The organism is Candidatus Sodalis pierantonius str. SOPE (assembly GCF_000517405.1).
In the GTDB taxonomy this organism is placed as follows: Bacteria; Pseudomonadota; Gammaproteobacteria; order Enterobacterales; family Enterobacteriaceae; genus Sodalis_C; species Sodalis_C pierantonii.
In genome coordinates this window covers 3,488,797-3,510,737 of record NZ_CP006568.1, presented here as the reverse complement: position 1 = coordinate 3,510,737, position 21,941 = coordinate 3,488,797, and the positions used below count along the sequence as shown (strand labels likewise).

At 52.8% G+C, this 21,941-nt stretch carries 22 protein-coding genes, 1 other RNA gene and 7 pseudogenes; 19 read left to right on the top strand and 11 right to left on the bottom strand.

From position 1 onward, the window contains the following. The first annotated feature begins 325 nt into the window (after nucleotides 1-325). Nucleotides 326-589, top strand: a complete 264-nt coding sequence (locus SOPEG_RS17595) for a hypothetical protein (RefSeq protein ID WP_025246344.1) — start codon at nucleotides 326-328, stop codon at nucleotides 587-589. 380 nt (nucleotides 590-969) lie between these two features. Here the strand turns inward: SOPEG_RS17595 and SOPEG_RS17590 are convergent, their stop codons facing one another. Then, nucleotides 970-1,893, bottom strand: coding sequence for an IS5-like element ISSoEn1 family transposase (locus SOPEG_RS17590; RefSeq protein ID WP_025246343.1), 924 nt, complete (start codon nucleotides 1,891-1,893; stop codon nucleotides 970-972). A gap of 75 nt (nucleotides 1,894-1,968) precedes the next feature. Between SOPEG_RS17590 and SOPEG_RS26640 the strand changes: the two are divergent. The 6 genes and pseudogenes from SOPEG_RS26640 to SOPEG_RS29935 all read left to right on the top strand — a co-directional run. Further along, nucleotides 1,969-2,339 (top strand): annotated as a pseudogene (locus SOPEG_RS26640) (transposase); the annotation flags it as partial. A 70-nt stretch (nucleotides 2,340-2,409) separates the two neighbouring features. Further along, a pseudogene (locus tag SOPEG_RS17580) lies at nucleotides 2,410-2,946 on the top strand (AraC family transcriptional regulator); the annotation flags it as partial. A 75-nt stretch (nucleotides 2,947-3,021) separates the two neighbouring features. Then, nucleotides 3,022-3,945, top strand: a complete 924-nt coding sequence (locus tag SOPEG_RS17575) for an IS5-like element ISSoEn1 family transposase (RefSeq protein ID WP_025244973.1) — start codon at nucleotides 3,022-3,024, stop codon at nucleotides 3,943-3,945. A gap of 113 nt (nucleotides 3,946-4,058) precedes the next feature. Then, nucleotides 4,059-4,355 (top strand): annotated as a pseudogene (locus SOPEG_RS17570) (helix-turn-helix transcriptional regulator); the annotation flags it as partial. A gap of 300 nt (nucleotides 4,356-4,655) precedes the next feature. Further along, nucleotides 4,656-5,297 (top strand): SDR family oxidoreductase, encoded by a 642-nt coding sequence (locus SOPEG_RS17565; protein WP_025246341.1) that lies wholly within the window; start codon nucleotides 4,656-4,658, stop codon nucleotides 5,295-5,297. A gap of 395 nt (nucleotides 5,298-5,692) precedes the next feature. Further along, nucleotides 5,693-5,830, top strand: a complete 138-nt coding sequence (locus SOPEG_RS29935; RefSeq protein WP_236851541.1) for a hypothetical protein — start codon at nucleotides 5,693-5,695, stop codon at nucleotides 5,828-5,830. Nucleotides 5,831-5,946: 116 nt separating this feature from the next. Here SOPEG_RS29935 and SOPEG_RS17555 read toward each other — a convergent pair whose 3' ends face one another. From SOPEG_RS17555 to smpB, 3 genes are all read right to left on the bottom strand, one after another. Next, a complete protein-coding gene (locus tag SOPEG_RS17555; RefSeq protein WP_025246339.1) occupies nucleotides 5,947-7,155 on the bottom strand; it encodes an IS256-like element ISSoEn2 family transposase in 1,209 nt (402 codons plus the stop codon). Nucleotides 7,156-7,332: 177 nt separating this feature from the next. Beyond that, nucleotides 7,333-7,715, bottom strand: a transfer-messenger RNA (tmRNA) gene (gene ssrA / locus SOPEG_RS25240). Between the two features lie 45 nt (nucleotides 7,716-7,760). Then, nucleotides 7,761-8,243, bottom strand: a complete 483-nt coding sequence (gene smpB / locus SOPEG_RS17550; RefSeq protein WP_025246338.1) for an SsrA-binding protein SmpB — start codon at nucleotides 8,241-8,243, stop codon at nucleotides 7,761-7,763. Between the two features lie 159 nt (nucleotides 8,244-8,402). Between smpB and SOPEG_RS17545 the strand changes: the two genes are divergently transcribed. Together SOPEG_RS17545 and SOPEG_RS17540 are read left to right on the top strand one after the other, a co-directional pair. After that, complete coding sequence (locus tag SOPEG_RS17545) at nucleotides 8,403-8,837, top strand: SRPBCC family protein (protein ID WP_025246337.1); 435 nt, start codon at nucleotides 8,403-8,405, stop codon at nucleotides 8,835-8,837. After that, nucleotides 8,830-9,114, top strand: a complete 285-nt coding sequence (locus tag SOPEG_RS17540) for an RnfH family protein (RefSeq protein ID WP_025246336.1) — start codon at nucleotides 8,830-8,832, stop codon at nucleotides 9,112-9,114. The genes SOPEG_RS17545 and SOPEG_RS17540 overlap by 8 nt, the downstream gene beginning before the upstream one ends. Nucleotides 9,115-9,236: 122 nt before the next feature. Here the strand turns inward: SOPEG_RS17540 and bamE are convergent, their stop codons facing one another. The 7 genes and pseudogenes from bamE to SOPEG_RS17515 form a co-directional block, all read right to left on the bottom strand. Next, complete coding sequence (gene bamE, locus SOPEG_RS17535; protein WP_025246335.1) at nucleotides 9,237-9,590, bottom strand: outer membrane protein assembly factor BamE; 354 nt, start codon at nucleotides 9,588-9,590, stop codon at nucleotides 9,237-9,239. Nucleotides 9,591-9,814: 224 nt separating this feature from the next. Beyond that, complete coding sequence (locus tag SOPEG_RS25235) at nucleotides 9,815-10,306, bottom strand: tyrosine-type recombinase/integrase (RefSeq protein ID WP_071882234.1); 492 nt, start codon at nucleotides 10,304-10,306, stop codon at nucleotides 9,815-9,817. 136 nt (nucleotides 10,307-10,442) lie between these two features. After that, a pseudogene (locus tag SOPEG_RS17530) lies at nucleotides 10,443-11,123 on the bottom strand (IS5 family transposase); the annotation flags it as partial. A 36-nt stretch (nucleotides 11,124-11,159) separates the two neighbouring features. Continuing rightward, nucleotides 11,160-12,368: an IS256-like element ISSoEn2 family transposase gene (locus SOPEG_RS17525; protein ID WP_025246334.1), complete on the bottom strand. Its 1,209-nt coding sequence runs from the start codon at nucleotides 12,366-12,368 to the stop codon at nucleotides 11,160-11,162. A 72-nt stretch (nucleotides 12,369-12,440) separates the two neighbouring features. Beyond that, nucleotides 12,441-12,689: pseudogene (locus SOPEG_RS25230) on the bottom strand (transposase); the annotation flags it as partial. 85 nt (nucleotides 12,690-12,774) lie between these two features. Continuing rightward, the gene (locus tag SOPEG_RS31220; RefSeq protein WP_470252321.1) at nucleotides 12,775-12,951 is read right to left on the bottom strand and encodes a phage integrase; all 177 of its coding nucleotides are present in this window, start codon (nucleotides 12,949-12,951) and stop codon (nucleotides 12,775-12,777) included. Between the two features lie 43 nt (nucleotides 12,952-12,994). Beyond that, nucleotides 12,995-13,919 (bottom strand): annotated as a pseudogene (locus SOPEG_RS17515) (IS5-like element ISSoEn1 family transposase). A 169-nt stretch (nucleotides 13,920-14,088) separates the two neighbouring features. On the opposite strand from SOPEG_RS17515, the pseudogene istA reads away from it, so the two are divergent. The 10 genes and pseudogenes from istA to SOPEG_RS17475 all read left to right on the top strand — a co-directional run bounded on the left by istA (nucleotide 14,089) and on the right by SOPEG_RS17475 (nucleotide 21,738). Next, a pseudogene (gene istA / locus SOPEG_RS25225) lies at nucleotides 14,089-15,640 on the top strand (IS21 family transposase). Nucleotides 15,641-15,651: 11 nt separating this feature from the next. Further along, nucleotides 15,652-16,401, top strand: a complete 750-nt coding sequence (istB, locus tag SOPEG_RS17505) for an IS21-like element ISSoEn3 family helper ATPase IstB (RefSeq protein ID WP_025246332.1) — start codon at nucleotides 15,652-15,654, stop codon at nucleotides 16,399-16,401. A gap of 80 nt (nucleotides 16,402-16,481) precedes the next feature. After that, complete coding sequence (locus tag SOPEG_RS23305; protein ID WP_025246331.1) at nucleotides 16,482-17,087, top strand: tail fiber protein; 606 nt, start codon at nucleotides 16,482-16,484, stop codon at nucleotides 17,085-17,087. After that, the gene (locus SOPEG_RS28555) at nucleotides 17,024-17,365 is read left to right on the top strand and encodes a hypothetical protein (protein ID WP_148297127.1); all 342 of its coding nucleotides are present in this window, start codon (nucleotides 17,024-17,026) and stop codon (nucleotides 17,363-17,365) included. Before SOPEG_RS23305 ends, SOPEG_RS28555 begins: the two co-directional genes overlap by 64 nt. After that, a complete protein-coding gene (locus tag SOPEG_RS30395) occupies nucleotides 17,362-17,484 on the top strand; it encodes a hypothetical protein (protein ID WP_257720362.1) in 123 nt (40 codons plus the stop codon). The genes SOPEG_RS28555 and SOPEG_RS30395 overlap by 4 nt, the downstream gene beginning before the upstream one ends. Nucleotides 17,485-17,548: 64 nt before the next feature. Then, on the top strand, nucleotides 17,549-18,472 hold the full coding sequence (locus SOPEG_RS17490) for an IS5 family transposase (RefSeq protein ID WP_025246329.1): 924 nt from the start codon (nucleotides 17,549-17,551) through the stop codon (nucleotides 18,470-18,472). A gap of 43 nt (nucleotides 18,473-18,515) precedes the next feature. Beyond that, entirely contained in the window at nucleotides 18,516-18,857 is a 342-nt protein-coding gene (locus tag SOPEG_RS25220; RefSeq protein WP_081743048.1) for a tail fiber assembly protein, read from the top strand. After that, nucleotides 18,854-19,567, top strand: a complete 714-nt coding sequence (locus SOPEG_RS17485; protein WP_038468991.1) for a hypothetical protein — start codon at nucleotides 18,854-18,856, stop codon at nucleotides 19,565-19,567. Before SOPEG_RS25220 ends, SOPEG_RS17485 begins: the two co-directional genes overlap by 4 nt. Further along, the gene (locus SOPEG_RS17480; protein WP_025246327.1) at nucleotides 19,542-20,078 is read left to right on the top strand and encodes a baseplate complex protein; all 537 of its coding nucleotides are present in this window, start codon (nucleotides 19,542-19,544) and stop codon (nucleotides 20,076-20,078) included. The genes SOPEG_RS17485 and SOPEG_RS17480 overlap by 26 nt, the downstream gene beginning before the upstream one ends. A 4-nt stretch (nucleotides 20,079-20,082) precedes the next feature. Beyond that, nucleotides 20,083-21,738, top strand: a complete 1,656-nt coding sequence (locus tag SOPEG_RS17475) for a hypothetical protein (RefSeq protein WP_025246326.1) — start codon at nucleotides 20,083-20,085, stop codon at nucleotides 21,736-21,738. The last annotated feature ends 203 nt before the right edge of the window (nucleotides 21,739-21,941 follow it).

The window sequence follows — 21,941 nt, the reverse complement described above, 5'->3', positions numbered from 1 at the left end:
CGGTATCTGTTTTTCCTGAATGCCTGATAATAATAAACTGGCTAAGGAGTCAGTAAAAAGAAGACCTTACTTAACGTTAAGTGCCGTACGCGATGTAAGGTGGGTCCTAGCAGTAATGCTGCTTAGGTGCCGAATTTTAATGGTATTGAAATTACGTTGGGCTGAAGATCTCTGGGCGTTTATATAATATCAAAGAGGGCGATATGACTATATTTCTTTATGCCAATGGCGGATCGCAAAAGTGCACTGCAAGTCAAGTAGAGAAGGCAGCAAATTCATAGGGGCAGAAAAGGGTGGGGCAGGACGCCTTTCACGCGCGGCGGTAATGGGGAAAGTATATAAATTTGCCAGTAAAGTGAGGAGTGTCAAAAATACGGCCATCGCCTTTATCAAAAAACATCCCAAGTCAATTACTACGGCTATTGGCATCACCACGCTGCTGGTGGGCGTGTCAGTCGCGAACCCCGCGTTGATGAGCACTGGCATTGCCACTGTGGTCTCTGAAATTATTTATATTCCACCGCCAATGACCTCTGAACAGGGCGACATTGCCGCTAGTATTAAAAATAAACGCAACATCACAGAATGACGCTAGCTTAAGTTATTCACGGTTGCGCTATGTATCGTCACCCCGGCCTGATGTGAGCTCTTTTCACGGCGTCATGGCCTTGGAGATGTTTTTGGCTTGTCCACAGTAGCGCTTTACTCTCTATCGAGCTGGGACCTGTTAAGCCGCCGGCGTGAACCCGTGAGGCATAATTGTGCGGCAACAAGGGTTTTTAGCGTTAGCGTTTACGTTGATCATTCACTGGTTGGAAATGTTCTCCTTGAAGTCCGTTCCCTGCGCCGGTGAACCGCGTGCTCATCGCTAGTCCTCTAAAGCGGCCTAGGTTATAGGGCGCGCTCGGTAAGACGCTTTGTTGAATAAATCCGAAATTTGTGACGACTTCCTCCCTATCAGGGCGATTGTTACATGATGCGGACGCTGTTTGGCATTCCTAACAGCGTGATCCGGTTAAGCGCTTTGACCATTGCCATAGCCTCACCTACCTGCGCGTCATAGTCATGCAGACTCAGATGACCACCCAGAAGTGTTTTAAACCGGAACATGGCCGTTTCAGCCAGTGAACGCCGGTGATAACCTACTTTCTTTTTCCAGGTATCGTTATTGCCGCTCAGATGCTGATTTGTCACCGCATGGTTACGCTCATGGTATCGAGCTGGCCAATATTGCGCACCACTTCGCGGTGGGATAAGCGGCTTTATTTTTTTCCTCAGCAGAGCATCATGACAGTAACGCGTATCGTAAGCACTGTCAGCCGACGCTTCCCTGATTTTCCGGTGGGTTTGGTTAATCAGCCCGGGCAGCGCCTGCGCATCTGTCGTACCGCTTAGCGATAAATCGGCACAGATAATTTCATGTGTCGCGCTATCTACTGCCAGATGAAGCTTGCGCCATACTCTGCGCCTCTCAGCCCCATGCTGCCTGACTTTCCATTCGCCTTCGCCGAAGATTTTCAGGCCGGTGCCATCGATGACCAGGTGTGAGATTTCGCCGCGGGTTGGCGTTTTTATGCTGATGTCGACGGTTTTTGCTCGCCGGCTGACCAGAGAGTAATCTGGGCAGCGCAGAGACAGCCCCATCAGTTTAAAAATCGCGTCAACGAAACCCTGTAACGCCCGGAGCGAAAGGTTAAACACGCGCTTTATCATCAGAACCGTGGTAATGGCCATATCGGTATAGTGAAGCGGCCGGCCACGATGTTCAGGTGGTGTACTCTCAGTCCATGCAGCAATGGCTGACTCATCAAGCCATACTGTCATGTCCCCCCGCTGCCTGAGCGCATTGTTGTATGCGGGCCAGTTGGTGATTTTAAACTTTTGCTTTGCCATGGGGACCTGATGTTGAAACGAATGTAGTGATCAGAGCCGCCAGTCACCTAAAAGTTCGATTTATTCAACAAAGCCCAAACCCACCCGAAAATCAGGGAAGCGTCGGCTGACAGTGCTTACGATACGCGTTACTGTCATGATGCTCTGCTGAGAAAAAAAATAAAGCCGCTTATCCCACCGCGAAGTGGTGCGCAATATTGGCCAGCTCGATACCATGAGCGTAACCATGCGGTGGCAAATCAGCATCTGAGCGGCAATAACGATACCTGGAAAAAGAAAGTAGGTTATCACTGGCTGAAACGGCCGTGTTCCGGTTTAAAACACTTCTGGGTGGTCATCTGAGTCTGCATGACTATGACGCGCAGGTAGGTGAGGCTATGGCAATGAACAAAGCGCTTAACCGGATCACGCTGTTAGGAATGCCAAACAGCGTCCGCATCATGTAACAATCGCCCTGATAGGGAGGAAGTTGTCACAAATTTCGGATTTTATTCACCAAAGGGCGAAGAAGAACAATTGTATGAACTCCGGGCGCTGGCTTCCGGGGCTGGGAATCAGCGTACTGAGACCGGTATACCCCGCGTGGCGATGGTTCAGGGGGAGATCCCTGAGCATCGGTTAGCCGCGATATATGAACCGATGATTAATCTGATCCTGACCGGATCAAAAAGCATGACGGTGGGTAGCAGAACCTACCAATACGATCCTGTCACTTACTTCGTGATGTCGGTGGATTTGCCGGCCGTCGGTAAAGTTTATGCGGATAAAAAGACCGGCGCCCCCTATCTTGCCGTTAGTCTGACGCCCGAACCGGAAATTATCGCGGACCTGCTGGCCGGATTGCCCGCCTCGGGCACCGCCGCGCGTTATGATTCGGGCTTTGCTGTCGCGCCCGTTACAGTCGAATTATTGGATGCCTGGATAAGACTGCTACGTCTGATGAACAAGCCCGAGGAAATTGCCGCGCCGGCGCCGGCGTATGAACGGGAAATTCTGTTCCGGGTTCTCCAGGGTCCGCTTGGCTGGATGCTACGCGATATTGCAACGCCCGAAGGCTTTGTTGAATAAATCGAACTTTTAGGTGACTGGCGGCTCTGATCACTACATTCGTTTCAACATCAGGTCCCCATGGCAAAGCAAAAGTTTAAAATCACCAACTGGCCCGCATACAACAATGCGCTCAGGCAGCGGGGGGACCTGACAGTATGGCTTGATGAGTCAGCCATTGCTGCATGGACTGAGAGTACACCACCTGAACATCGTGGCCGGCCGCTTCACTACACCGATATGGCCATTACCACGGTTCTGATGATAAAGCGCGTGTTTAACCTTTCGCTCCGGGCGTTACAGGGTTTCGTTGACTCGATTTTTAAACTGATGGGGCTGTCGCTGCGCTGCCCAGATTACTCTCTGGTTAGCCGGCGAGCAAAAACCGTCGACATCAGCATAAAAACGCCAACCCGCGGCGAAATCTCACACCTGGTCATCGATGGCACCGGCCTGAAAGTCTTCGGCGAAGGCGAATGGAAAGTCAGGCAGCATGGGGCTGAGAGGCGCAGAGTATGGCGCAAGCTTCATCTGGCAGTAGATAGCGCGACACATGAAATTATCTGTGCCGATTTATCGCTAAGCGGTACGACAGATGCGCAGGCGCTGCCCGGGCTGATTAACCAAACCCACCGGAAAATCAGGGAAGCGTCGGCTGACAGTGCTTACGATACGCGTTACTGTCATGATGCTCTGCTGAGGAAAAAAATAAAGCCGCTTATCCCACCGCGAAGTGGTGCGCAATATTGGCTAGCTCGATACCATGAGCGTAACCATGCGGTGGCAAATCAGCATCTGAGCGGCAATAACGATACCTGGAAAAAGAAAGTAGGTTATCACCGGCGTTCACTGGCTGAAACGGCCATGTTCCGGTTTAAAACACTTCTGGGTGGTCATCTGAGTCTGCATGACTATGACGCGCAGGTAGGTGAGGCAATGGCAATGGTTAAAGCACTTAACCGGATCACACTGTTAGGAATGCCAAACAGCGTCCGCATCATGTAACAATCGCCCTGATAGGGAGGAAGTCGTCACACATTTCGGATTTATTCAACAAAGCGACGCCCGAAACCCATCTGTCACGAATTTATGCGGTGGTAAATTGACTAAAGCAGAACTATATGCAGGCCGTGAGGGTTGACGCGCTGGCTGATATGGCTGAGCTCAGCGTTTCGGCGTTTCATCGTCACTTTAAGGCAATCACAGCGCTAAGCCCGGTGCAATATCAAAAAAGGATCCGGTTAATGCAGGCGCGGGCAAAGCTTACCGCTCGGGGGGAGACTATCACCACCATTGCGCTGCCTGTCGGTTATCAAAGCCATACGCAGTTCAGCAGGGATTATTCGCGGTTGTTCGGCCGACCACCCTCAGCGGATCTCGCCCGCATAAAGCACAGCGGTAGCTTGGTTGAATAAGACATATTCCGTCTGGCCCGAATATTGGGTCTATCCCTGAGAGCGCAAGCCAACGCCGCAAAGAGAGAATAACCGGGACCTGCGCGATTTGCCGGTCAATCACCCAAAAGCCTATCATCGCGAGGCGTGGTTTCTTATCTTGGCGATGACAAAAGGCTGCTTTTAGCGGCGATGCCACTTTTATACGGTCCGCCACTGTCCATAGACTACGATTAAGAAAGCCTGTTGGCTAAGATCACAACCGATCGAATTTCATCATCATTCTCCAATGGTGGAGATAAACGAAATAAGGTGTGTGCTATGAGCAACATTCTCATTCTTGGTGCCGCCGGGAAGATCGCGCAGAACGCCATTAAGCAATTTCTCGGGCAAAAGGTGGGCTTTCTGACGCTGTATTTACGCCAATCGGAACGTCTGCACAAGCTGGCGAGTGAACATGTCAGGGTAATCGAAGGCGATGTCACGGACACGCAGCATCTACAGGAAGTCGTACAAGGCCAGGATGTCGTCTATGCAAATCTGGCGGGTGACGACATTGAGGAGCAGGCGCGATCGACCGTTAGCGCACTTGAAGCGGCTGCTGTCCCACGTCTTATATGGATTTCGGCCCTGGGTATTTACGACGAAGTTCCCGGTGCTTTCGGCAAGTGGAACCATAGGATGTTGGACGATGGTTATCTTGAACCTTACAGCGCCGCTGCCAACGTTATCGAGTCCTCGTCGCTGGACTATACGATTGTGCGGCCAGCCTGGCTCACCGACAGGGACGAAGTGGATTATGAGCTCACTCAGAAGGGTGAACCTTTCAGGGGCACGGAGGTTTCACGCAAAAGCGTCGCCGACCTCGTGGTTAAATTGGCGCGGGATCCTAAACGAGCGGTACGTGGTTCCGTCGGCGTAAATAAACCCGGCACCGAGGATGATAAGCCGTCCTGGTATTAATCGCGCACGCTAGCGGCGCAAACGAATGATAACTTGCCGATGCCTTTTGCTTTCGGCACCATGAAGAGTGATGTTAATGGGACATCAAAAGCCCATGACAATAGCGTAAGCCCGGCAATGCTTGTGTGGTTGAATGCGCCATGCAAGCACTTTTCAGGTCAGCTTGCCGATTCCACAGGCGGGTCGGCATGACTATTTTCCAGGCGCGGGCCGTAATGGCCCAGCGGCGCATAAGCGCAACGCCAAACTGACCGCTTAACATCTTCGTTAACCCTACCGCGCTAACCGCGCTCGCGGTATTAACCATCTATAACGGAGTAGGCATTTTTCTCAAAGACGGGAATAGACCGATTTGTTTTCAGCGCCTCAAGATCGCTTGACAGCAGGTGTTTGAAATGGACCGCAAGCCGGTAGCGATGCTCAAACATAAATCTATCAATGAAATTGTTTTCTTCGATTATTCTAGACGTAATGTTATTAAAGTAGTAAAGCTTAAGCAGCGCTTCGACATAGGTTTCGATATCGGCAGCTGATTTCCCTGGGGACAGAGGGATATGATTTCCTTGAGGATCAACGATATCTAATGCGAAAGTTTCCTTATATAGCGATAATGCAGAGCCCGTACCGGATTCTGTGTAAATGCCTTTTCTCAGAAGTGACCGTCCAGGCGGTCACTGAACTCGATAATAAAGCGGCTCATTGCCATGCGCCAGTCCCTCAAAGGCATTGTCCATTTCTGTGAGGCCGCCTGTATCGCCAGCCACACCACCTTTTTCACTGCGTCGTCGGTCGGGAACACCTTGCGCTTTTTGATGGCATGCCGGATCACGCTGTTTAACGACTCGATGGCGTTGGTCGTGTAGATCACCTTGCGGATGTCCGTTGGGTAGGCAAAGAACGTGGCCAGATTGGCCCAGTTTGCCTGCCAGCTTCGACTTATTTGCGGGTAGCGAATGTCCCAGGCACTGGAGAACGCTTCCAGCGCCTGCAAGCCGGCTTCTTCCGTAGGGGCCTGATAGATAGCTTTCAGGTCGCGGGTGACGGCCTTGTAGTCCTTCCAGGAGACGAACCGCAGGCTGTTGCGCACCATATGCACGATACACAGCTGGAGCCGCGCCTCCGGATACACCGCGTTAATAGCGTCAGGGAAACCTTTCAGCCCGTCTACGCAGGCGATAAGGATATCGTTCAGGCCGCGGTTTTTCAGCTCTGTCAGCACGTTCAGCCAGAACTTTGCGCCTTCATTTTCGACCAGCCACATACCTAGCAACTCTTTCTGGCCTTCGATGTTGATGCCCAGCGCCAGGAACACAGATTTGTTGATGATGCGGCTGTCCTGCCGGACTTTTAGAACGATACAGTCAAGATAAACAATGGGATAGACTGCATCCAGAGGCCGGTTTTGCCATTCGACAACCTGCTCCATGACCGCATCGGTGACCTTTGAGACCAGCGCCGGCGAGACATCGGCGTCATACAGCTCTTTGAACGCGGCGGCGATCTCGCGGGTGGTCATCCCTTTGGCGTACAACGATAAAATCTGGTTATCCATCCCGGTAATCCGGGTCTGGTTCTTCTTCACCAGTTGCGGTTCAAAGGAACCGTCACGATCGCGCGGAGTACGCAGCGCCAGCGGGCCATCGCCAGTGGTAACGGTTTTTGTGGAATAGCCGTTGCGGGCGTTGGTCCCCGGTTTAGGCTGATTTTTATCGTAGCCGAGGTGATGGGTCATTTCGGCATTGAGAGCTGCTTCGACGCTGATTTTTTTCAGCAGTCGATCGAAATGACTGAGATCTTCAGGGGTTTTGAGATTTTTGGCCAGTTCGTTAGCCAGAGCCTGCAACTGTTTTTCGTCCATAAATTAACCTGTTTTTGATGTTGGATTGAACATATCAAAATCAGGCAAATACACAAATTTCTAAACAGGCTCTTTTAAGTGTATTTATCTGTCCTATCCCTATCCGGTCAGTGTATACGCTCTGTCTGTAACCTGTTGATTTAAAGAGTTGTAGTCCAGTCACTGTCTTATCAAATTTGGTGGAGCTGGCGGGATTTGAACCCGCGTCCGGAATTTCTACGCCCTCGGCACTACATGCTTAGTCCAGTCTTTACATTCACCTGTCAGCTGCGGACGGACACGCCACTAGCAGACTAGCCTGATTGGATTGAACGCTTCAGCCCCAGGCAGGACATCCACGCGATCTCTTTTGGGTTTGACCTCACTTGATCCCCGTCCTAAGAGCGGAGGCTAGGGAGAGAGGGAATCTTCAGTTTATTAGGCTGATTAAGCTGCTAACACAGCAGATTCGTATTGCGAGTCGTTTGCAATTATTTTTTTTGAGGCTTTTTTACGAGGCCAACCTCACCTCGGCATGCACCTTGAGTTTCACAAATCCCGTCGAATCCAGGATCAGCCCCAAATTGTTCATTTCATTATAGCAAACTTACGGCGTGGCGGCAACGTTATCGACTGGCGTGCTTCATGATGCGCGCTTTGTCGAGCTGCCATTCGCGTTCCTTAATGTCAGTACGTTTATCGAACTCTTTCTTACCCTTGGCGACGCCGATTTTCACTTTCACCCAGGCGTTTTTCCAATAAAGCGAGAGTGCGACAACCGTATAACCTTCACGACTTACGCGGCCGAACAGTGAATCGAGCTCACGCTTATTCAACAGCAGCTTACGAGTTCGCATAGGGTCACAGACCACATGGGAAGACGCCACCGTCAGCGGCTGGAAAGTGGCGCCGAAAAGATAGGCTTCGCCATCCCTGAGCAGGACATAGCTATCGCTGATGTTCGCCTTGCCGGCGCGGAGCGATTTCACTTCCCATCCCTGCAGCGAAAGTCCCGCCTCAAACTCCTGTTCAATGAAGTATTCGTGTCGGGCGCGTTTGTTTTGCGCAATAGTGGCTGAACCGGGTTTATGTGCTTTTTTCTTTGTCATAGCGCGCAATATTATACAGTTAAGGGCGGGGAAGAAAAGCTTTCGTCTCGCCCGGGCTGGCTTTTCATCACGGACGTGGCATAGCGCACGTAACGGTCTTTTTGTCTCAGTGGAGAAAAATGATAATATTAAGGTGAATCGATAAAGACAGGAAAGATTATGCCTCATATTACACGCTCCGCGTTGGTTCCTTATAGCGCAGAGCAAATGTTCGCCTTGGTTAATGATATCAGCGCTTATCCCGAATTTATTCCTGGGTGTACCGCCAGCCGGGTGCTTGAGCAGAACGGCAGTGAATTGACCGCTGAAATGAATGTCTCCAAAGCGGGCATCAGTAAATCATTTACCACCCGTAATGTTATCACTGAAAATCAAAGTATTGTGATGCGCTTGGTAGAAGGCCCATTCAGCTCTTTTGCCGGCGATTGGCGTTTCATTCCGCTCAGCGAAGAAGCCAGTAAAGTCGAGTTTCATCTCGATTTTGAATTCAAAAACAAACTTATCGAACTGGCGTTTGGACGCATTTTCAAGGAAATGGCCAACAGCATGGTCATGGTGTTTACCCGCCGGGCAAAAGAGGTTTACCATGCCTGACATCCGGGTCGAGGTGATTTATGCCTTGCCGGAGCGCCAATACCTGCGGCAGCTGGTGCTCCAGGAGGGGAGTACTCTGGAACAGGCGATTCGTGCCTCCGGTCTGCTGGCGCTACGGCAGGACATCGATCTCGACGTTAATAAAGTCGGTATCTTCAGCCGGCCCGCCAAACTGGAAGACGAACTTAGTGACGGGGACCGGGTGGAAATCTACCGGCCGTTGCTCATCGACCCCAAGGAGCTGCGTCGTCAGCGTGCGGACCGCACGCGGAAATAACCCGCCGCCGTTATTTCCCGCCTGCGCAACGGCAGGCGATCCCTAGCGCCGTACAGGCCCTGCGTCCAGCCGGCCTAAAGGCCACCGTCCTGCCGCTCTGTTGCCGGCTAAAAACACACCACTTATTGGCTGGTGCTGGGACCTTCCAGCGTCGGTTTGTTGTCGATATGGGTCAGAATATCGCTACTGTTAAAGGTCAGCGTCAGCGTTTGCTGCGTGACGGATTCATGGCCCGGTTCGCGGCGGAAAATGTAATACCAGGTATTCGAGCCGAACGGATCTTTCATCATTGAGGTGCCAAGGGTGTAGGCTACCTGCTGCTTAGTCATGCCGGTGTGGATTTTGGCGACGTCAGCTGCGGTCAGATAATTACCCTGATTGATGTCGAGACGATAAACCACTCTCTCGAACACGGAGCAACCGGCGGTAAACATCAGCATAACGACAGCAGCGGCAGTCAACGTCTTACAGCTCATAATAATCACATTCCTTTTGGGCATAGGATGCCGATGATAATAGACCTTGCCGGCGTTGGGAACCTCTGCAAGGCCCATCTATGACCGCAGGATGAGAAAAAAGTTGAGCTTATTTGTAAAGTTATTATAAATCAATATGTTATTTATTAAACAATGGCTTATGATTTTCAGCAAACCAAGCAAAACCAAACAAAAGCAACCTAATTAGGGCAGAATGTGGACATTCACAGGTCGGCTGTTGGATTGAGTTTTACAGCATCTATTAAGTGTTCTGGAGCAAAGTGAGCGTAAACCATTGTTTGATTAATCGTGCTATGTCCAAGAATTTTTTGCAGGGTTAGAATATTTCCTCCGTTCATCATAAAATGACTAGCAAATGTATGTCGGAATACGTGGGTTGCCTGTCCTTCTGGTAAATCAGGGGCTATACGCTTTATCAGATCTCTAACTTCTTCATAACTTACGCTTGGAAATAATATATTTTGCTCACCTTTGCTGATTAAGTTGTGTAACTCAGGAGAAATAGGAATTGTTCTTGACTGGCCGCTTTTGGTTTTGGCATAGGTTACGCGATCGCATGAAACTTGGGAGCGCTTGAGGGTGGCGGCTTCAGTCCAACGCGCTCCTGTGGCTAAGCACAGTTTGACTACGCTCAAATTATCACCACTAAGCTCATCTAAAATAGCTTTTATTTGAAACTTGCTTAAGTATCCCATTTCTTTATCTTCGAGCCTCAGAGCCTCAGAGCCTCAGAGCCTCAGAGCCTCAGAGCCTCAGAGCCTCAGAGCCTCAGAGCCGCTTTGTTGAATAAATCCGAAATTTGTGACGACTTCCTCCCTATCAGGGCGATTGTTACATGATGCGGACGCTGTTTGGCATTCCTAACAGTGTGATCCGGTTAAGTGCTTTAACCATTGCCATTGCCTCACCTACCTGCGCGTCATAGTCATGCAGACTCAGATGACCACCCAGAAGTGTTTTAAACCGGAACATGGCCGTTTCAGCCAGTGAACGCCGGTGATAACCTACTTTCTTTTTCCAGGTATCGTTATTGCCGCTCAGATGCTGATTTGCCACCGCATGGTTACGCTCATGGTATCGAGCTGGCCAATATTGCGCACCACTTCGCGGTGGGATAAGCGACTTTATTTTTTTCCTCAGCAGAGCATCATGACAGTAACGCGTATCGTAAGCACTGTCAGCCGACGCTTCCCTGATTTTCCGGTGGGTTTGGTTAATCAGCCCGGGCAGCGCCTGCGCATCTGTCGTACCGCTTAGCGATAAATCGGCACAGATAATTTCATGTGTCACGCTATCTACTGCCAGATGAAGCTTGCGCCATACTCTGCGCCTCTCAGCCCCATGCTGCCTGACTTTCCATTAGCCTTCGCCGAAGACTTTCAGGCCGGTGCCATCGATGACCAGGTGTGAGATTTCGCCGCGGGTTGGCGTTTTTATGCTGATGTCGACGGTTTTTGCTCGCCGGCTGACCAGAGAGTAATCTGGGCAGCGCAGCGACAGCCCCATCAGTTTAAGACCCTGTACACGATTCTGTGTAAATGCCTTTTCTCAGAAGTGACCGTCCAGGCGGTCACCGAACTCGATAATAAAGCGGCTCATTGCCATGCGCCAGTCCCTCAAAGGCATTGTCCATTTCTGTGAGGCCGCCTGTATCGCCAGCCACACCACCTTTTTCACTGCGTCGTCGGTCGGGAACACCTTGCGCTTTTTGATGGCATGCCGGATCACGCTGTTTAACGACTCGATGGCGTTGGTCGTGTAGATCACCTTGCGGATGTCCGTTGGGTAGGCAAAGAACGTGGCCAGATTGGCCCAGTTTGCCTGCCAGCTTCGACTTATTTGCGGGTAGCGGATGTCCCAGGCACTGGAGAACGCTTCCAGCGCCTGCAAGCCGGCTTCTTCCGTAGGGGCCTGATAGATAGCTTTCAGGTCGCGGGTGACGGCCTTGTAGTCCTTCCAGGAGACGAACCGCAGGCTGTTGCGCACCATATGTACGATACACAGCTGGAGCCGCGCCTCCGGATACACCGCGTTAATAGCGTCAGGGAAACCTTTCAGCCCGTCTACGCAGGCGATAAGGATATCGTTCAGGCCGCGGTTTTTCAGCTCTGTCAGCACGTTCAGCCAGAACTTTGCGCCTTCATTTTCGGCCAGCCACATACCTAGCAACTCTTTCTGGCCTTCGATGTTGATGCCCAGCGCCAGGAACACAGATTTGTTGATGATGCGGCTGTCCTGCCGGACTTTTAGAACTATATAGTCAAGATAAACAATGGGATAGACTGAATCCAGAGGCCGGTTTTGCCATTCGACAACCTGCTCCATGACCGCATCGGTGACCTTTGAGACCAGCGCCGGCGAGACATCGGCGTCATACAGCTCTTTGAACGCGGCGGCGATCTCGCGGGTGGTCATCCCTTTAGCGTACAACGATAAAATCTGGTTATCCATCCCGGTAATCCGGGTCTGGTTCTTCTTCACCAGTTGCGGTTCAAAGGAACCGTCACGATCGCGCGGAGTACGCAGCGCCAGCGGGCCATCGCCAGTGGTAACGGTTTTTGTGGAATAGCCGTTGCGGGCGTTGGTCCCCGGTTTAGGCTGATTTTTATCGTAGCCGAGGTGATGGGTCATTTCGGCATTGAGAGCTGCTTCGACGCTAATTTTTTTCAGCCGCCGATCGAAGTGACTGAGATCTTCAGGGGTTTTGAGATTTTTGGCCAGTTCGTTAGCCAGAGCCTGCAACTGTTTTTCGTCCATAAATTAACCTGTTTTTGATGTTGGATTGAACATATCAAAATCAGGCAAATACACAAATTTCTAAACAGGCTCCAGTTTAAAAATCGAGTCAACGAAACCCTGTAACGCTCGGAGCGAAAGGTTAAACACGCGCTTTATCATCAGAACCGTGGTAATGGCCATATCGGTGTAGTGAAGCGGCCGGCCACGATGTTCAGATGGTGTACTCTCAGTCCATGCAGCAATGGCTGACTCATCAAGCCATACTGTCAGGTCCCCCCGCTGCCTGAGCGCATTGTTATATGCGGGTCAGTTGGTGATTTTAAACTTTTGCTTTGCCATGGGGACCTGATGTTGAAACGAATGTAGTGATCAGAGCCGCCAGTCACCTAAAAGTTCGATTTATTCAACAAAGCCCCTCAGAGCCTCATAGCCTCAGAGCCTTGAACTTGGCTAAGGGATGAGGCCCGGAGTAATGGCCGATTTCGATTAAAGATGTAAAAACACCACTTAAATTATCTCTTTCGTGATTGACTGTTGCCTTGCTTTTCCCCGAGGCCAAGCATTTTGCTCTATATTCAGAGAGAAAGGCGCTTTGTTGAATAAATCCGAAATTTGTGACGATTTTCTCCCTATCAGGGCGATTGTTACATGATGCGGACGCTGTTTGGCATTCCTAACAGTGTGATCCGGTTAAGTGCTTTAACCATTGCCATTGCCTCACCTACCTGCGCGTCATAGTCATGCAGACTCAGATGACCACCCAGAAGTGTTTTAAACCGGAACATGGCCGTTTCAGCCATGTGAACGCCGGTGATAACCTACTTTCTTTTTCCAGGTATCGTTATTGCCGCTCAGATGCTGATTTGCCACCGCATGGTTACGCTCATGGTATCGAGCTGGCCAATATTGCGCACCACTTCGCGGTGGGATAAGCGGCTTTATTTTTTTCCTCAGCAGAGCATCATGACAGTAACGCGTATCGTAAGTACTGTCAGCCGACGCTTCCCTGATTTTCCGGTGGGTTTGGTTAATCAGCCCGGGCAGCGCCTGCGCATCTGTCGTACCGCTTAGCGATAAATCGGCACAGATAATTTCATGTGTCACGCTATCTACTGCCAGATGAAGCTTGCGCCATACTCTGCGCCTCTCAGCCCCATGCTGCCTGACTTTCCATTCGCCTTCGCCGAAGACTTTCAGGCCGGTGCCATCGATGACCAGGTGTGAGATTTCGCCGCGGGTTGGCGTTTTTATGCTGATGTCGACGGTTTTTGCTCGCCGGCTGACCAGAGAGTAATCTGGGCAGCGCAGCGACAGCCCCATCAGTTTAAAAATCGAGTCAACGAAACCCTGTAACGCCCGGAGCGAAAGGTTAAACACGCGCTTTATCATCAGAACCGTGGTAATGGCCATATCGGTGTAGTGAAGCGGCCGGCCACGATGTTCAGGTGGTGTACTCTCAGTCCATGCAGCAATGGCTGACTCATCAAGCCATACTGTCATGTCCCCCCGCTGCCTGAGCGCATTGTTGTATGCGGGCCAGTTGGTGATTTTAAACTTTTGCTTTGCCATGTGCTGGTTCCGGTCACATCCGATCACTGATTCCGATTTCACCCGATCACTAATTCTGATTTCATCCGATCACTGATTCCGGTCGCCCGATCAGCGATTCCGATTCTGTCCGATCGCTCATCTTCTGTTCCGCCATACTCTGGAGACTTTTAGCTTCCGGGGGCATGGCATGGCACGTAAAAAAAAGAAAGCGAGAACGGAAATATGCATCTATATTAATGTGTTACGTATGAAATTCGAGCAGCGTCGCTCGAATCGCACTATCGCAGCAGCGCTCGGCATAGGCTGTACTACCGTGCACGATATCCTCGGCCGATTCACGGTAGCTAACCTGGTCTGGCCATTGCCGGCGGAACTGTCCCCCGTCGACCTCGACCGCCTGCTCTATCCCGGCAAATCCGGAAAAGTTATCAATACCTTACCCAGCTGGCTTGATATCGATACCGAGTTAAGCCGCAAGGGCATGACCAAGCAGCTGCTCTGGATGGAATATCAGTCCGCCGTGGGCGGTGATGCCCTCGGTTACTCACAGTTTTGTGCACTGTTCCGTGACTGGAAAAAGAAGCAGCGGCGTTCTATGCGCATGGAGCACAAGGCTGGCGAAAAGCTCTTCATCGACTTCTGTGGCCCCACCGTACCTATCGTCAACCTGGCGACCAGTAGCGTACGCCAGGTCGCTATTTTGGTCGCTGCCATGGGCGTGTCAGGCTATGCGGTATATCGAAGCCTGCGAAGGCCAGGACATGGCATTGTGGCTCAACGCCAATAGCCGCTGTCTGCACTTCATGGGTGGGGTTCCGGAGCTGATGATACCTGATAATCTGCGCAGCGCTGTCAGCACCCCTGACCGCTATGAGCCGGTCATAAACCAGAGCTACCAGGCGCTGGCAAATCACTATGAGACAGTGGTGCTACCGGCGCGCCCGAGAAAACCGAAAGACAAGGCGAAGGCAGAATCAACTGTGCAGCTGGTAGAACGCTGGGTTTTGGCCCGGTTGCGTAAACGTAGGTTCTACTCGCTGGCCGAACTCAACCAGGTGATACGAGAACTCAATCATGAGTTGAATCTGCGCCCGATGCGTCATTACGGCGGACAAAGTCGCCTTGAACGCTTCGAGCAGCTGGACAAACCGGCTCTTGGGCCTCTACCGCCCACACAATGGGAATACAGTGAGTATCCCGTTGCCCGAGTGGGACCTGATTACCACATAGACTACGGCAAAAACTGGTACTCGGTGCCGCATCCGCTGGTTGGCGAGCGCGTTGACGTCATCGCCACCCAACGGCTGGTGCAAATCCACCATAAGGGCGTCTGCGTGGCTACGCACCCTCGCAGCAATAACGCCTATAGGCACACGACTCAGGCGGCGCACATGCCGGCTAACCATAAGGGGCAGAGTCAGTGGACGCCGGAAAGGCTGTGCAGTTGGGCGCTGTCGGTGGGTGTGTGCACACTGAAAGTGGTCGAGTCCATCCAAAAGAGCAAAGCCCATCCGGAGCAGGCTTACCGCTCCGTGCTGGGGCTACTCAATCTGCAACGGCGCTATGAGACGACGCGACTGGAGAAGGCCTGCGCGCTGGCGTTGGAGAAAGGGTGCATTAACCGCTCTTTCATAGCCAACGTATTGAAACACGGTCGTGAAAGTGAGGTCACCCAGGACGGAGCCGGCGTATCAATGCTGGTTCACGAAAACCTCCGAGGTCCGGACAGTTATCACTAAGGAGAATAAATATGGATACACTGTTAATGGCTCTGCGAGAGCTGAAGTTGTCGGCAATGGTCCAGGCGTTGGAGACGCAACGCGAACTCCCGGGGAGTTATGGGGAGCTGGGGTTCGAGGAGCGGTTGTCGCTGATGGTAGAAGCGGAAAATTTACATAGAAAAAACAACCACATATGCCGTCTTCGACGGCAATCGCAAATGTGCTTGCAGGCAAAACCGGAAGATATCCGCTATATCCCTAGCCGAGGAGTGACACCGGAACAGATGCGAGATCTGCTAGGGGGACAATATCTGAAATATCAGAAAAGCATATTCATCACGGGGCCGACAGGTACGGGCAAAACCTGGCTCAGTTGTGCGCTTAGTGAGCAGGCATGCCGGCAGCAATATAGCGTGCGTTACTGGCGAGTGGGTCGGTTGCTGGCCCATCTTCACCAGTGTCAGGTAGACGGGACCTATCTAAAACAGCTTAAGCAGTTAGAAAAAATAGAGTTACTGATCTTGGACGATGTGGGCCTAGAATCAATAAGTCCGATGCAGGCAACGATGCTGTTGGAGGTGATGGAAGATCGCTACGACAAAAGCAGCAGCATCCTGATCAGTCAACTGCCGGTGAAAAAATGGTATGGACTGATAGAAAACCCCACGACAGCTGACGCGTTACTCGATCGGTTAGTACACCCCAGCTATAGACTGGAACTTAAAGGCGAATCACTACGCAAAGAGCAAGGAGTAGCCAGCACAGGAAAAATAGACTAAACCCGAGTCAGAAGATGAGCGAACACGTGATCGAATATCACTGGAATGGGTGATCGGAAAATATCGGAATAACTGATCGGATGTCGCCGGAACAGCTGATCGGATACGTCGGAATCTGCAAACAGCCGGCAACGCTGACCCAGGCGGGTATCAGTGCGCTGAGCAATGCCACTGACAGCGAGGACGACACCACAGCGGCGACGCTCAAAGCCGTCAAAACGGTGCAGGATAACGCCAACCGCCGGCTGGAAAAGGCGCAAAATCTGGCTGACCTGCCAGACAAGGGCATCACTCGTAATAATCTGGATGTTCACAGTAAAAATGAGGCTGATGGTCGCTACTACCCAAAGATCGGCGGCACCGTCAATGGCTCCATGATTTCACTGGGTCGCCACATCATATTGCAGGGGGATGACCGCAAGCATCTGGGTTTTCATAATCAGGACGGTAGCGTTCGCATGTGGCTCTACAAAGACAAGGGCGGTGATGGCGTTCGGCTAAACAACGGCAATGACGGCGGCGGAGATTGGGTATTCAATAAAAACGGGCATTTTTACTCCCCACAGGCACTCCATGCCGCAGGGGCCACCTATCAAGAAGATGGCAATGTTCACGGAGCGGTATGGGGCGGGCATCTCAACGGCTGGGTAGAAAACGTATCCAAGAATCCTCGGAATTTTGGATAAGTGGAGATAACTGGTGGTTCAAGGATAATCGACGCGGGCTTATTTTTCAGGGTGGTTTACGCATTGGTATCTATGCTGACGCCACAGAGCGTATTGGTCTTCACGTTCATTGTCCTAACCGCTTATTACATGTTTCCCTCTGCGTTAAAAACTTTGCTCAAGGCTATTCGACACAATATAACCCGCAGGTGGTCTTTCTTGGTGATCAGCATGACGGTTTTAACTGGTGCCACGGTGCCAGAGAGAAAAAAGTTTACTGGATGGCGGTGGGATATTGAATATGAAACAGTATAAATTTAGCGCCCGTACAGGCAGTTTTTTTCCGGTTTCGATGTTGGCCGACTACATCAAGGCGGGTTCACTGCCGGATGATTTAGCTGATGTAGGGCTTTGTTGAATAAATCGAACTTTTAGGTGACTGGCGGCTCTGATCACTACATTCGTTTCAACATCAGGTCCCCATGGCAAAGCAAAAGTTTAAAATTACCAACTGGCCCGCATATAACAATGCGCTCAGGCAGCGGGAGGACCTGACAGTATGGCTTGATGAGTCAGCCATTGCTGCATGGACTGAGAGTACACCACCTGAACATCGTGGCCGGCCGCTTCACTATACCGATATGGCCATTACCACGGTTCTGATGATAAAGCGCGTGTTTAACCTTTCGCTCCGGGCGTTACAGGGTTTCGTTGACGCGATTTTTAAACTGATGGGGCTGTCGCTGCGCTGCCCAGATTACTCTCTGGTCAGCCGGCGAGCAAAAACCGTCGACATCAGCATAAAAACGCCAACCCGCGGCGAAATCTCACACCTGGTCATCGATGGCACCGGCCTGAAAGTCTTCGGCGAAGGCGAATGGAAAGTCAGGCAGCATGGGGCTGAGAGGCGCAGAGTATGGCGCAAGCTTCATCTGGCAGTAGATAGCGTGACACATGAAATTATCTGTGCCGATTTATCGCTAAGCGGTACGACAGATGCGCAGGCGCTGCCCGGGCTGATTAACCAGACCCACCGGAAAATCAGGGAAGCGTCGGCTGACAGTGCTTACGATACGCGTTACTGTCATGATGCTCTGCTGAGGAAAAAAATAAAGCCGCTTATTCCACCGCGAAGTGGTGCGCAATATTGGCCAGCTCGATACCATGAGCGTAACCATGCGGTGGCAAATCAGCATCTGAGCGGCAATAACGATACCTGGAAAAAGAAAGTAGGTTATCACCGGCGTTCACTGGCTGAAACGGCCATGTTCCGGTTTAAAACATTTCTGGGTGGTCATCTGAGTCTGCATGACTATGACGCGCAGGTAGGTGAGGCAATGGCAATGGTTAAAGCACTTAACCGGATCACACTGTTAGGAATGCCAAGCAGAGTCCGCATCATGTAACAATCGCCCTGATAGGAAGGAAGTCGTCACAAATTTCGGATTTATTCAACAAAGCGCTGATGTAGATGAAAAAACGTTCTGGCAATTCTGTGCTTCACCACCGCTAGGGAAGCAACGTGGCGCGAATGCCAAAGGGTGCCCGGCGTGGATTGATGTACCGGCACCCACGCCAGAAGAGGCCAGACTGAGCGCGGAGGCTAAAAAACGACGCCTGATGGATGAGGTGACTCGTGCCATGGCACCACTGGAAGATGCCGTAGACCTCGACATGGCAACGGATGCCGAAAAAGCAACACTGATGGTGTGGAAAAAATACCGTGTGCTGCTTAACCGTGTTGATATCAGCACTGCGCCGGATATCGACTGGCCGGAGGCCCCTGCATGATGTGGCGCAAGTCAACATTACGGTTGACAGATAGCCTACCGCCTTTGACCTGCACCGTCTTGCCGGTGCATCCCTGGACGCCGGGGGTGGGACGCAAGGCCGCCACGGGAAGCTACCTGAGTCCACAAAATGCCGCGCACTGGCTGGCGCAAAAGCTGTCTGGCACCGGGCGCAACCTGCGCGTGATGGTGGTGATGCTCTGCGCCACCTCGCAGCCGGAATTTATGTCCCTGCTCGCCGCCTTCTCAGCGGTGTTACCCCTGCCAGTGCTGGGGCAAGTCTCGCGCATGGCGCAAACAGCGGCCACGCAGGCCATCACCCGTATGCAGCTTCCGCCTAAAGCCAGCGGCGGTTTACCTGCCCCGCAGCCGTTATCTGCCGACACACTGCGTCTGGCGCAACGGGCCAAAATCATGGCAGAGGCAAAGGCAGAAGCGGCCAGCGGGGCCAATGTGGCGCAACTACAGGCTCACTTAACCGCGCTGTCCGACGCGCGCCAGTCGGCCCACGAGGCTATCGGTCAGGCTCTGGGCGACCTGAGCCAGAAAAGCGTCAACGCCTGGGTATTTACTGGCGAAGGACTGGCGGCCAACATGCAAAAAGAGGTGCCGCAGCCCGATGCGGTGATGACCCTGGCGACGCTGTTTGCCGGAGAAGAGGTATCCGCACTGGAGGCGATGGTCCATGACAATCATCACATTGGCCCTTGATGGCGAAGCACTGCCGCTAAAAAGCCTGATAGTGACGCCCACCATGCAGTTTCAGGAAAAAGACCAGTCGGGGCAAATCTCCAGCACCGCCAACGCGGAGCAGGGCATCAAGCCCAAGGAGCTGCGCGTCTCTGGCGTTATCCCGTTTACGGAGTCCGAGGTGCTGACACGCCTGTTTGCCCTGGCTGAAGCCACCGAGGGCGGCAGGCTGAAGCGCTACCGCGTGGCGAATCATACCGCCCAGGCCATCAATTTTCGGCTGGCGACATTTAGCGGCTCGATAGAGGCCCCGAAGCAGGACGGTAAACAAGCCTGGTTGGTGACATTCACGTTACGCGAACATCTGAACGTGCCCGAGAAGAAAGACGCACGCGAAGGCAGTCAAACCGCCGCCCAGAAACAGAGTCCGGGCAAGGGGCCAGCAAACGGTCCCCCGGCGGCAGAGAGCGACGAACAATTAAGCTGGTTTGAACGCAAGGTGCTCAAACCCGTCAATGACGCGCTGGGGTAAGACTATGAAACCGATTAAACGACTGATGCTGTCAGGGGATACGGTGCCATTGGTTGACGTCAACCTGATATTGGAGATAAGCGCCAGCGGGCGCGGATTTATCACCGCCCAGACGGAAAAGGACTACAGCGGTAAGCTGGTCCGCCTTGATATCGGCTACCCTGAGCGGGTATTGCGCTGGTTTACCGGCTTTGTTGAACGTGCGCAACCTGCCGGAAAAGGCTTTCAACGCCTCTTTGTCCGCGAGATGAGCGGCATCTTTGACCACCCCTGGCCCTGTTCATTCCAGCACCCGACCTTGCGCCAGATAGCGGAGTGGATACAGGCCCAAAGCGGCCTCAGCGTGGTCCTGCCGACCGCGTCAAATGACACCGATACCCCCATTCCCCATTTTACCCACAGCGGCAGCGGCTATCAGCTGCTGGCCACCCTGGGGCTGGCATTTGGTATACAAGACTACCTTTGGCAGCCGCTGCCGGACGGCGGTATTTACCTAGGCGGTGCCGCGCACTCCCTGTTTGCCGGCAAACCGGTCTCTATCCCCCCGGAATTCAGCCAGACACAGGCGGCAGGCAATACGCTAACGCTGCCCATGGTGCCCAGCCTGCGCCCCGGCGTGGTCGTCAACGGCAAGCCGCTGATCACGGTACGCCTGGAAAATGACACCATGGCGCTGACCTGGCAGGCTGCCAACCCGCTGACGGGAAAAACCACGGCCAAATCACCCGCCCAGCGCCAGATTGATGCAGCCTACCCGGAATTGTCCGCAGGGCTGCATCTGCCGAAATTTGCGCGGGTCGTGGGGCCGAGTGAAGCGGTCAGCCGGGGTGACCTGGTCGATCCGTTCCGCCAGCGTTACGCGGTGGATGTCCAATTACTGGATGCGGACGGCAACCCGGCAGCGAATACGCCAGTATATCCCGCCGTGCCGCTCCCCCTGCTGATGGCCGGCGCAGAGTCGGGGCTGTTCCATTTTCCGCCGCCGGGTACGCTCCTTGAAATCGGTTTTACTGAGGGTCGCCCGGATAAGCCTTTTGTACGCCAAATCCTCGCCCACAGCCAGACCTTGCCCGACATCAAACCCGGCGAACAGCTTCAGCAACAACGCGCGGAAGTCTTTCAGCGTGTCACCGTGGCGGGCGACTGGGAGCGCCAGACAGATCAGTCTATCCGCGAAAACGCCCAGCACCGTGAAATCACGGCGGATAGCGAAAACCGCACGCTGGTGACCCGCACCACCACGGTACAGGCCACGGACAAGACCACCGTACTGGGCAGCGCCCGTCTTCTGGCCGGCAGTATCCAGCAGATCGCCGAGGGCGATTACAGTGTGGCGACCCGCGCAAACTATGTCGCCAGCATTGGGCAAAACGCGACAACGGACATCGGCGGCGATCTGATAGAGAAAATCGGTAATATCCGCCGTAGTCTGGCCACCGCAAGCCAGGAAGTGATCGCCTCCGTCGTCTGGGTGGGCAGTGAACAGGTCAACGTGATGGCGCTGATGCTCGATACCCTGGACGTACTGCAAGCGCTAGCGCAACAAACCGCCAGCCATACCCACAGCAACACCGGCGCGCCCCAGAACGCCGGCGAGATAGCGGCAACCGGAGCGAAATCTGACGCCTTACGCCGCCGGTACGCGCCCGTTATAGGCTGATCTCCCCGCACACCACTGCCCGCATTACGCGGGCTTTTTTGTGGCTGCCGCTCACAGCGCCTGAGCGCTCCGTCAAGCCCCTCTTTGCCTCAAGCCATCCCAAATGCCACGCATTCCACTCCGTTCAGCCACGGCGCGCCAGGGCTGCGTCATCGCCACGAAATAAGCGCATCCCCCACGGAAACGGCGCTACACTGCACCCA

Excerpts from the sequence above, each read along its gene's own strand:
- bamE (WP_025246335.1), bottom strand. The coding sequence starts at position 9,590 with ATGAGCTGTAAGACGTTGACTGCCGCTGCTGTCGTTATGCTGATGTTT.
- SOPEG_RS17590 (WP_025246343.1), bottom strand. The coding sequence starts at position 1,893 with ATGGCAAAGCAAAAGTTTAAAATCACCAACTGGCCCGCATACAACAAT.
- SOPEG_RS17595 (WP_025246344.1), top strand. The coding sequence starts at position 326 with ATGGGGAAAGTATATAAATTTGCCAGTAAAGTGAGGAGTGTCAAAAAT.
- SOPEG_RS17540 (WP_025246336.1), top strand. The coding sequence starts at position 8,830 with ATGCCTGACATCCGGGTCGAGGTGATTTATGCCTTGCCGGAGCGCCAA.
- SOPEG_RS17480 (WP_025246327.1), top strand. The coding sequence starts at position 19,542 with ATGACAATCATCACATTGGCCCTTGATGGCGAAGCACTGCCGCTAAAA.
- SOPEG_RS17545 (WP_025246337.1), top strand. The coding sequence starts at position 8,403 with ATGCCTCATATTACACGCTCCGCGTTGGTTCCTTATAGCGCAGAGCAA.
- SOPEG_RS28555 (WP_148297127.1), top strand. The coding sequence starts at position 17,024 with ATGGGGCGGGCATCTCAACGGCTGGGTAGAAAACGTATCCAAGAATCC.
- SOPEG_RS17485 (WP_038468991.1), top strand. The coding sequence starts at position 18,854 with ATGATGTGGCGCAAGTCAACATTACGGTTGACAGATAGCCTACCGCCT.
- SOPEG_RS17490 (WP_025246329.1), top strand. The coding sequence starts at position 17,549 with ATGGCAAAGCAAAAGTTTAAAATTACCAACTGGCCCGCATATAACAAT.
- SOPEG_RS29935 (WP_236851541.1), top strand. The coding sequence starts at position 5,693 with ATGGACCGCAAGCCGGTAGCGATGCTCAAACATAAATCTATCAATGAA.
- SOPEG_RS17475 (WP_025246326.1), top strand. The coding sequence starts at position 20,083 with ATGAAACCGATTAAACGACTGATGCTGTCAGGGGATACGGTGCCATTG.
- smpB (WP_025246338.1), bottom strand. The coding sequence starts at position 8,243 with ATGACAAAGAAAAAAGCACATAAACCCGGTTCAGCCACTATTGCGCAA.
- SOPEG_RS17575 (WP_025244973.1), top strand. The coding sequence starts at position 3,022 with ATGGCAAAGCAAAAGTTTAAAATCACCAACTGGCCCGCATACAACAAT.
- SOPEG_RS17565 (WP_025246341.1), top strand. The coding sequence starts at position 4,656 with ATGAGCAACATTCTCATTCTTGGTGCCGCCGGGAAGATCGCGCAGAAC.
- SOPEG_RS17525 (WP_025246334.1), bottom strand. The coding sequence starts at position 12,368 with ATGGACGAAAAACAGTTGCAGGCTCTGGCTAACGAACTGGCCAAAAAT.
- istB (WP_025246332.1), top strand. The coding sequence starts at position 15,652 with ATGGATACACTGTTAATGGCTCTGCGAGAGCTGAAGTTGTCGGCAATG.
- SOPEG_RS25235 (WP_071882234.1), bottom strand. The coding sequence starts at position 10,306 with ATGGGATACTTAAGCAAGTTTCAAATAAAAGCTATTTTAGATGAGCTT.
- SOPEG_RS17555 (WP_025246339.1), bottom strand. The coding sequence starts at position 7,155 with ATGGACGAAAAACAGTTGCAGGCTCTGGCTAACGAACTGGCCAAAAAT.
- SOPEG_RS23305 (WP_025246331.1), top strand. The coding sequence starts at position 16,482 with ATGTCGCCGGAACAGCTGATCGGATACGTCGGAATCTGCAAACAGCCG.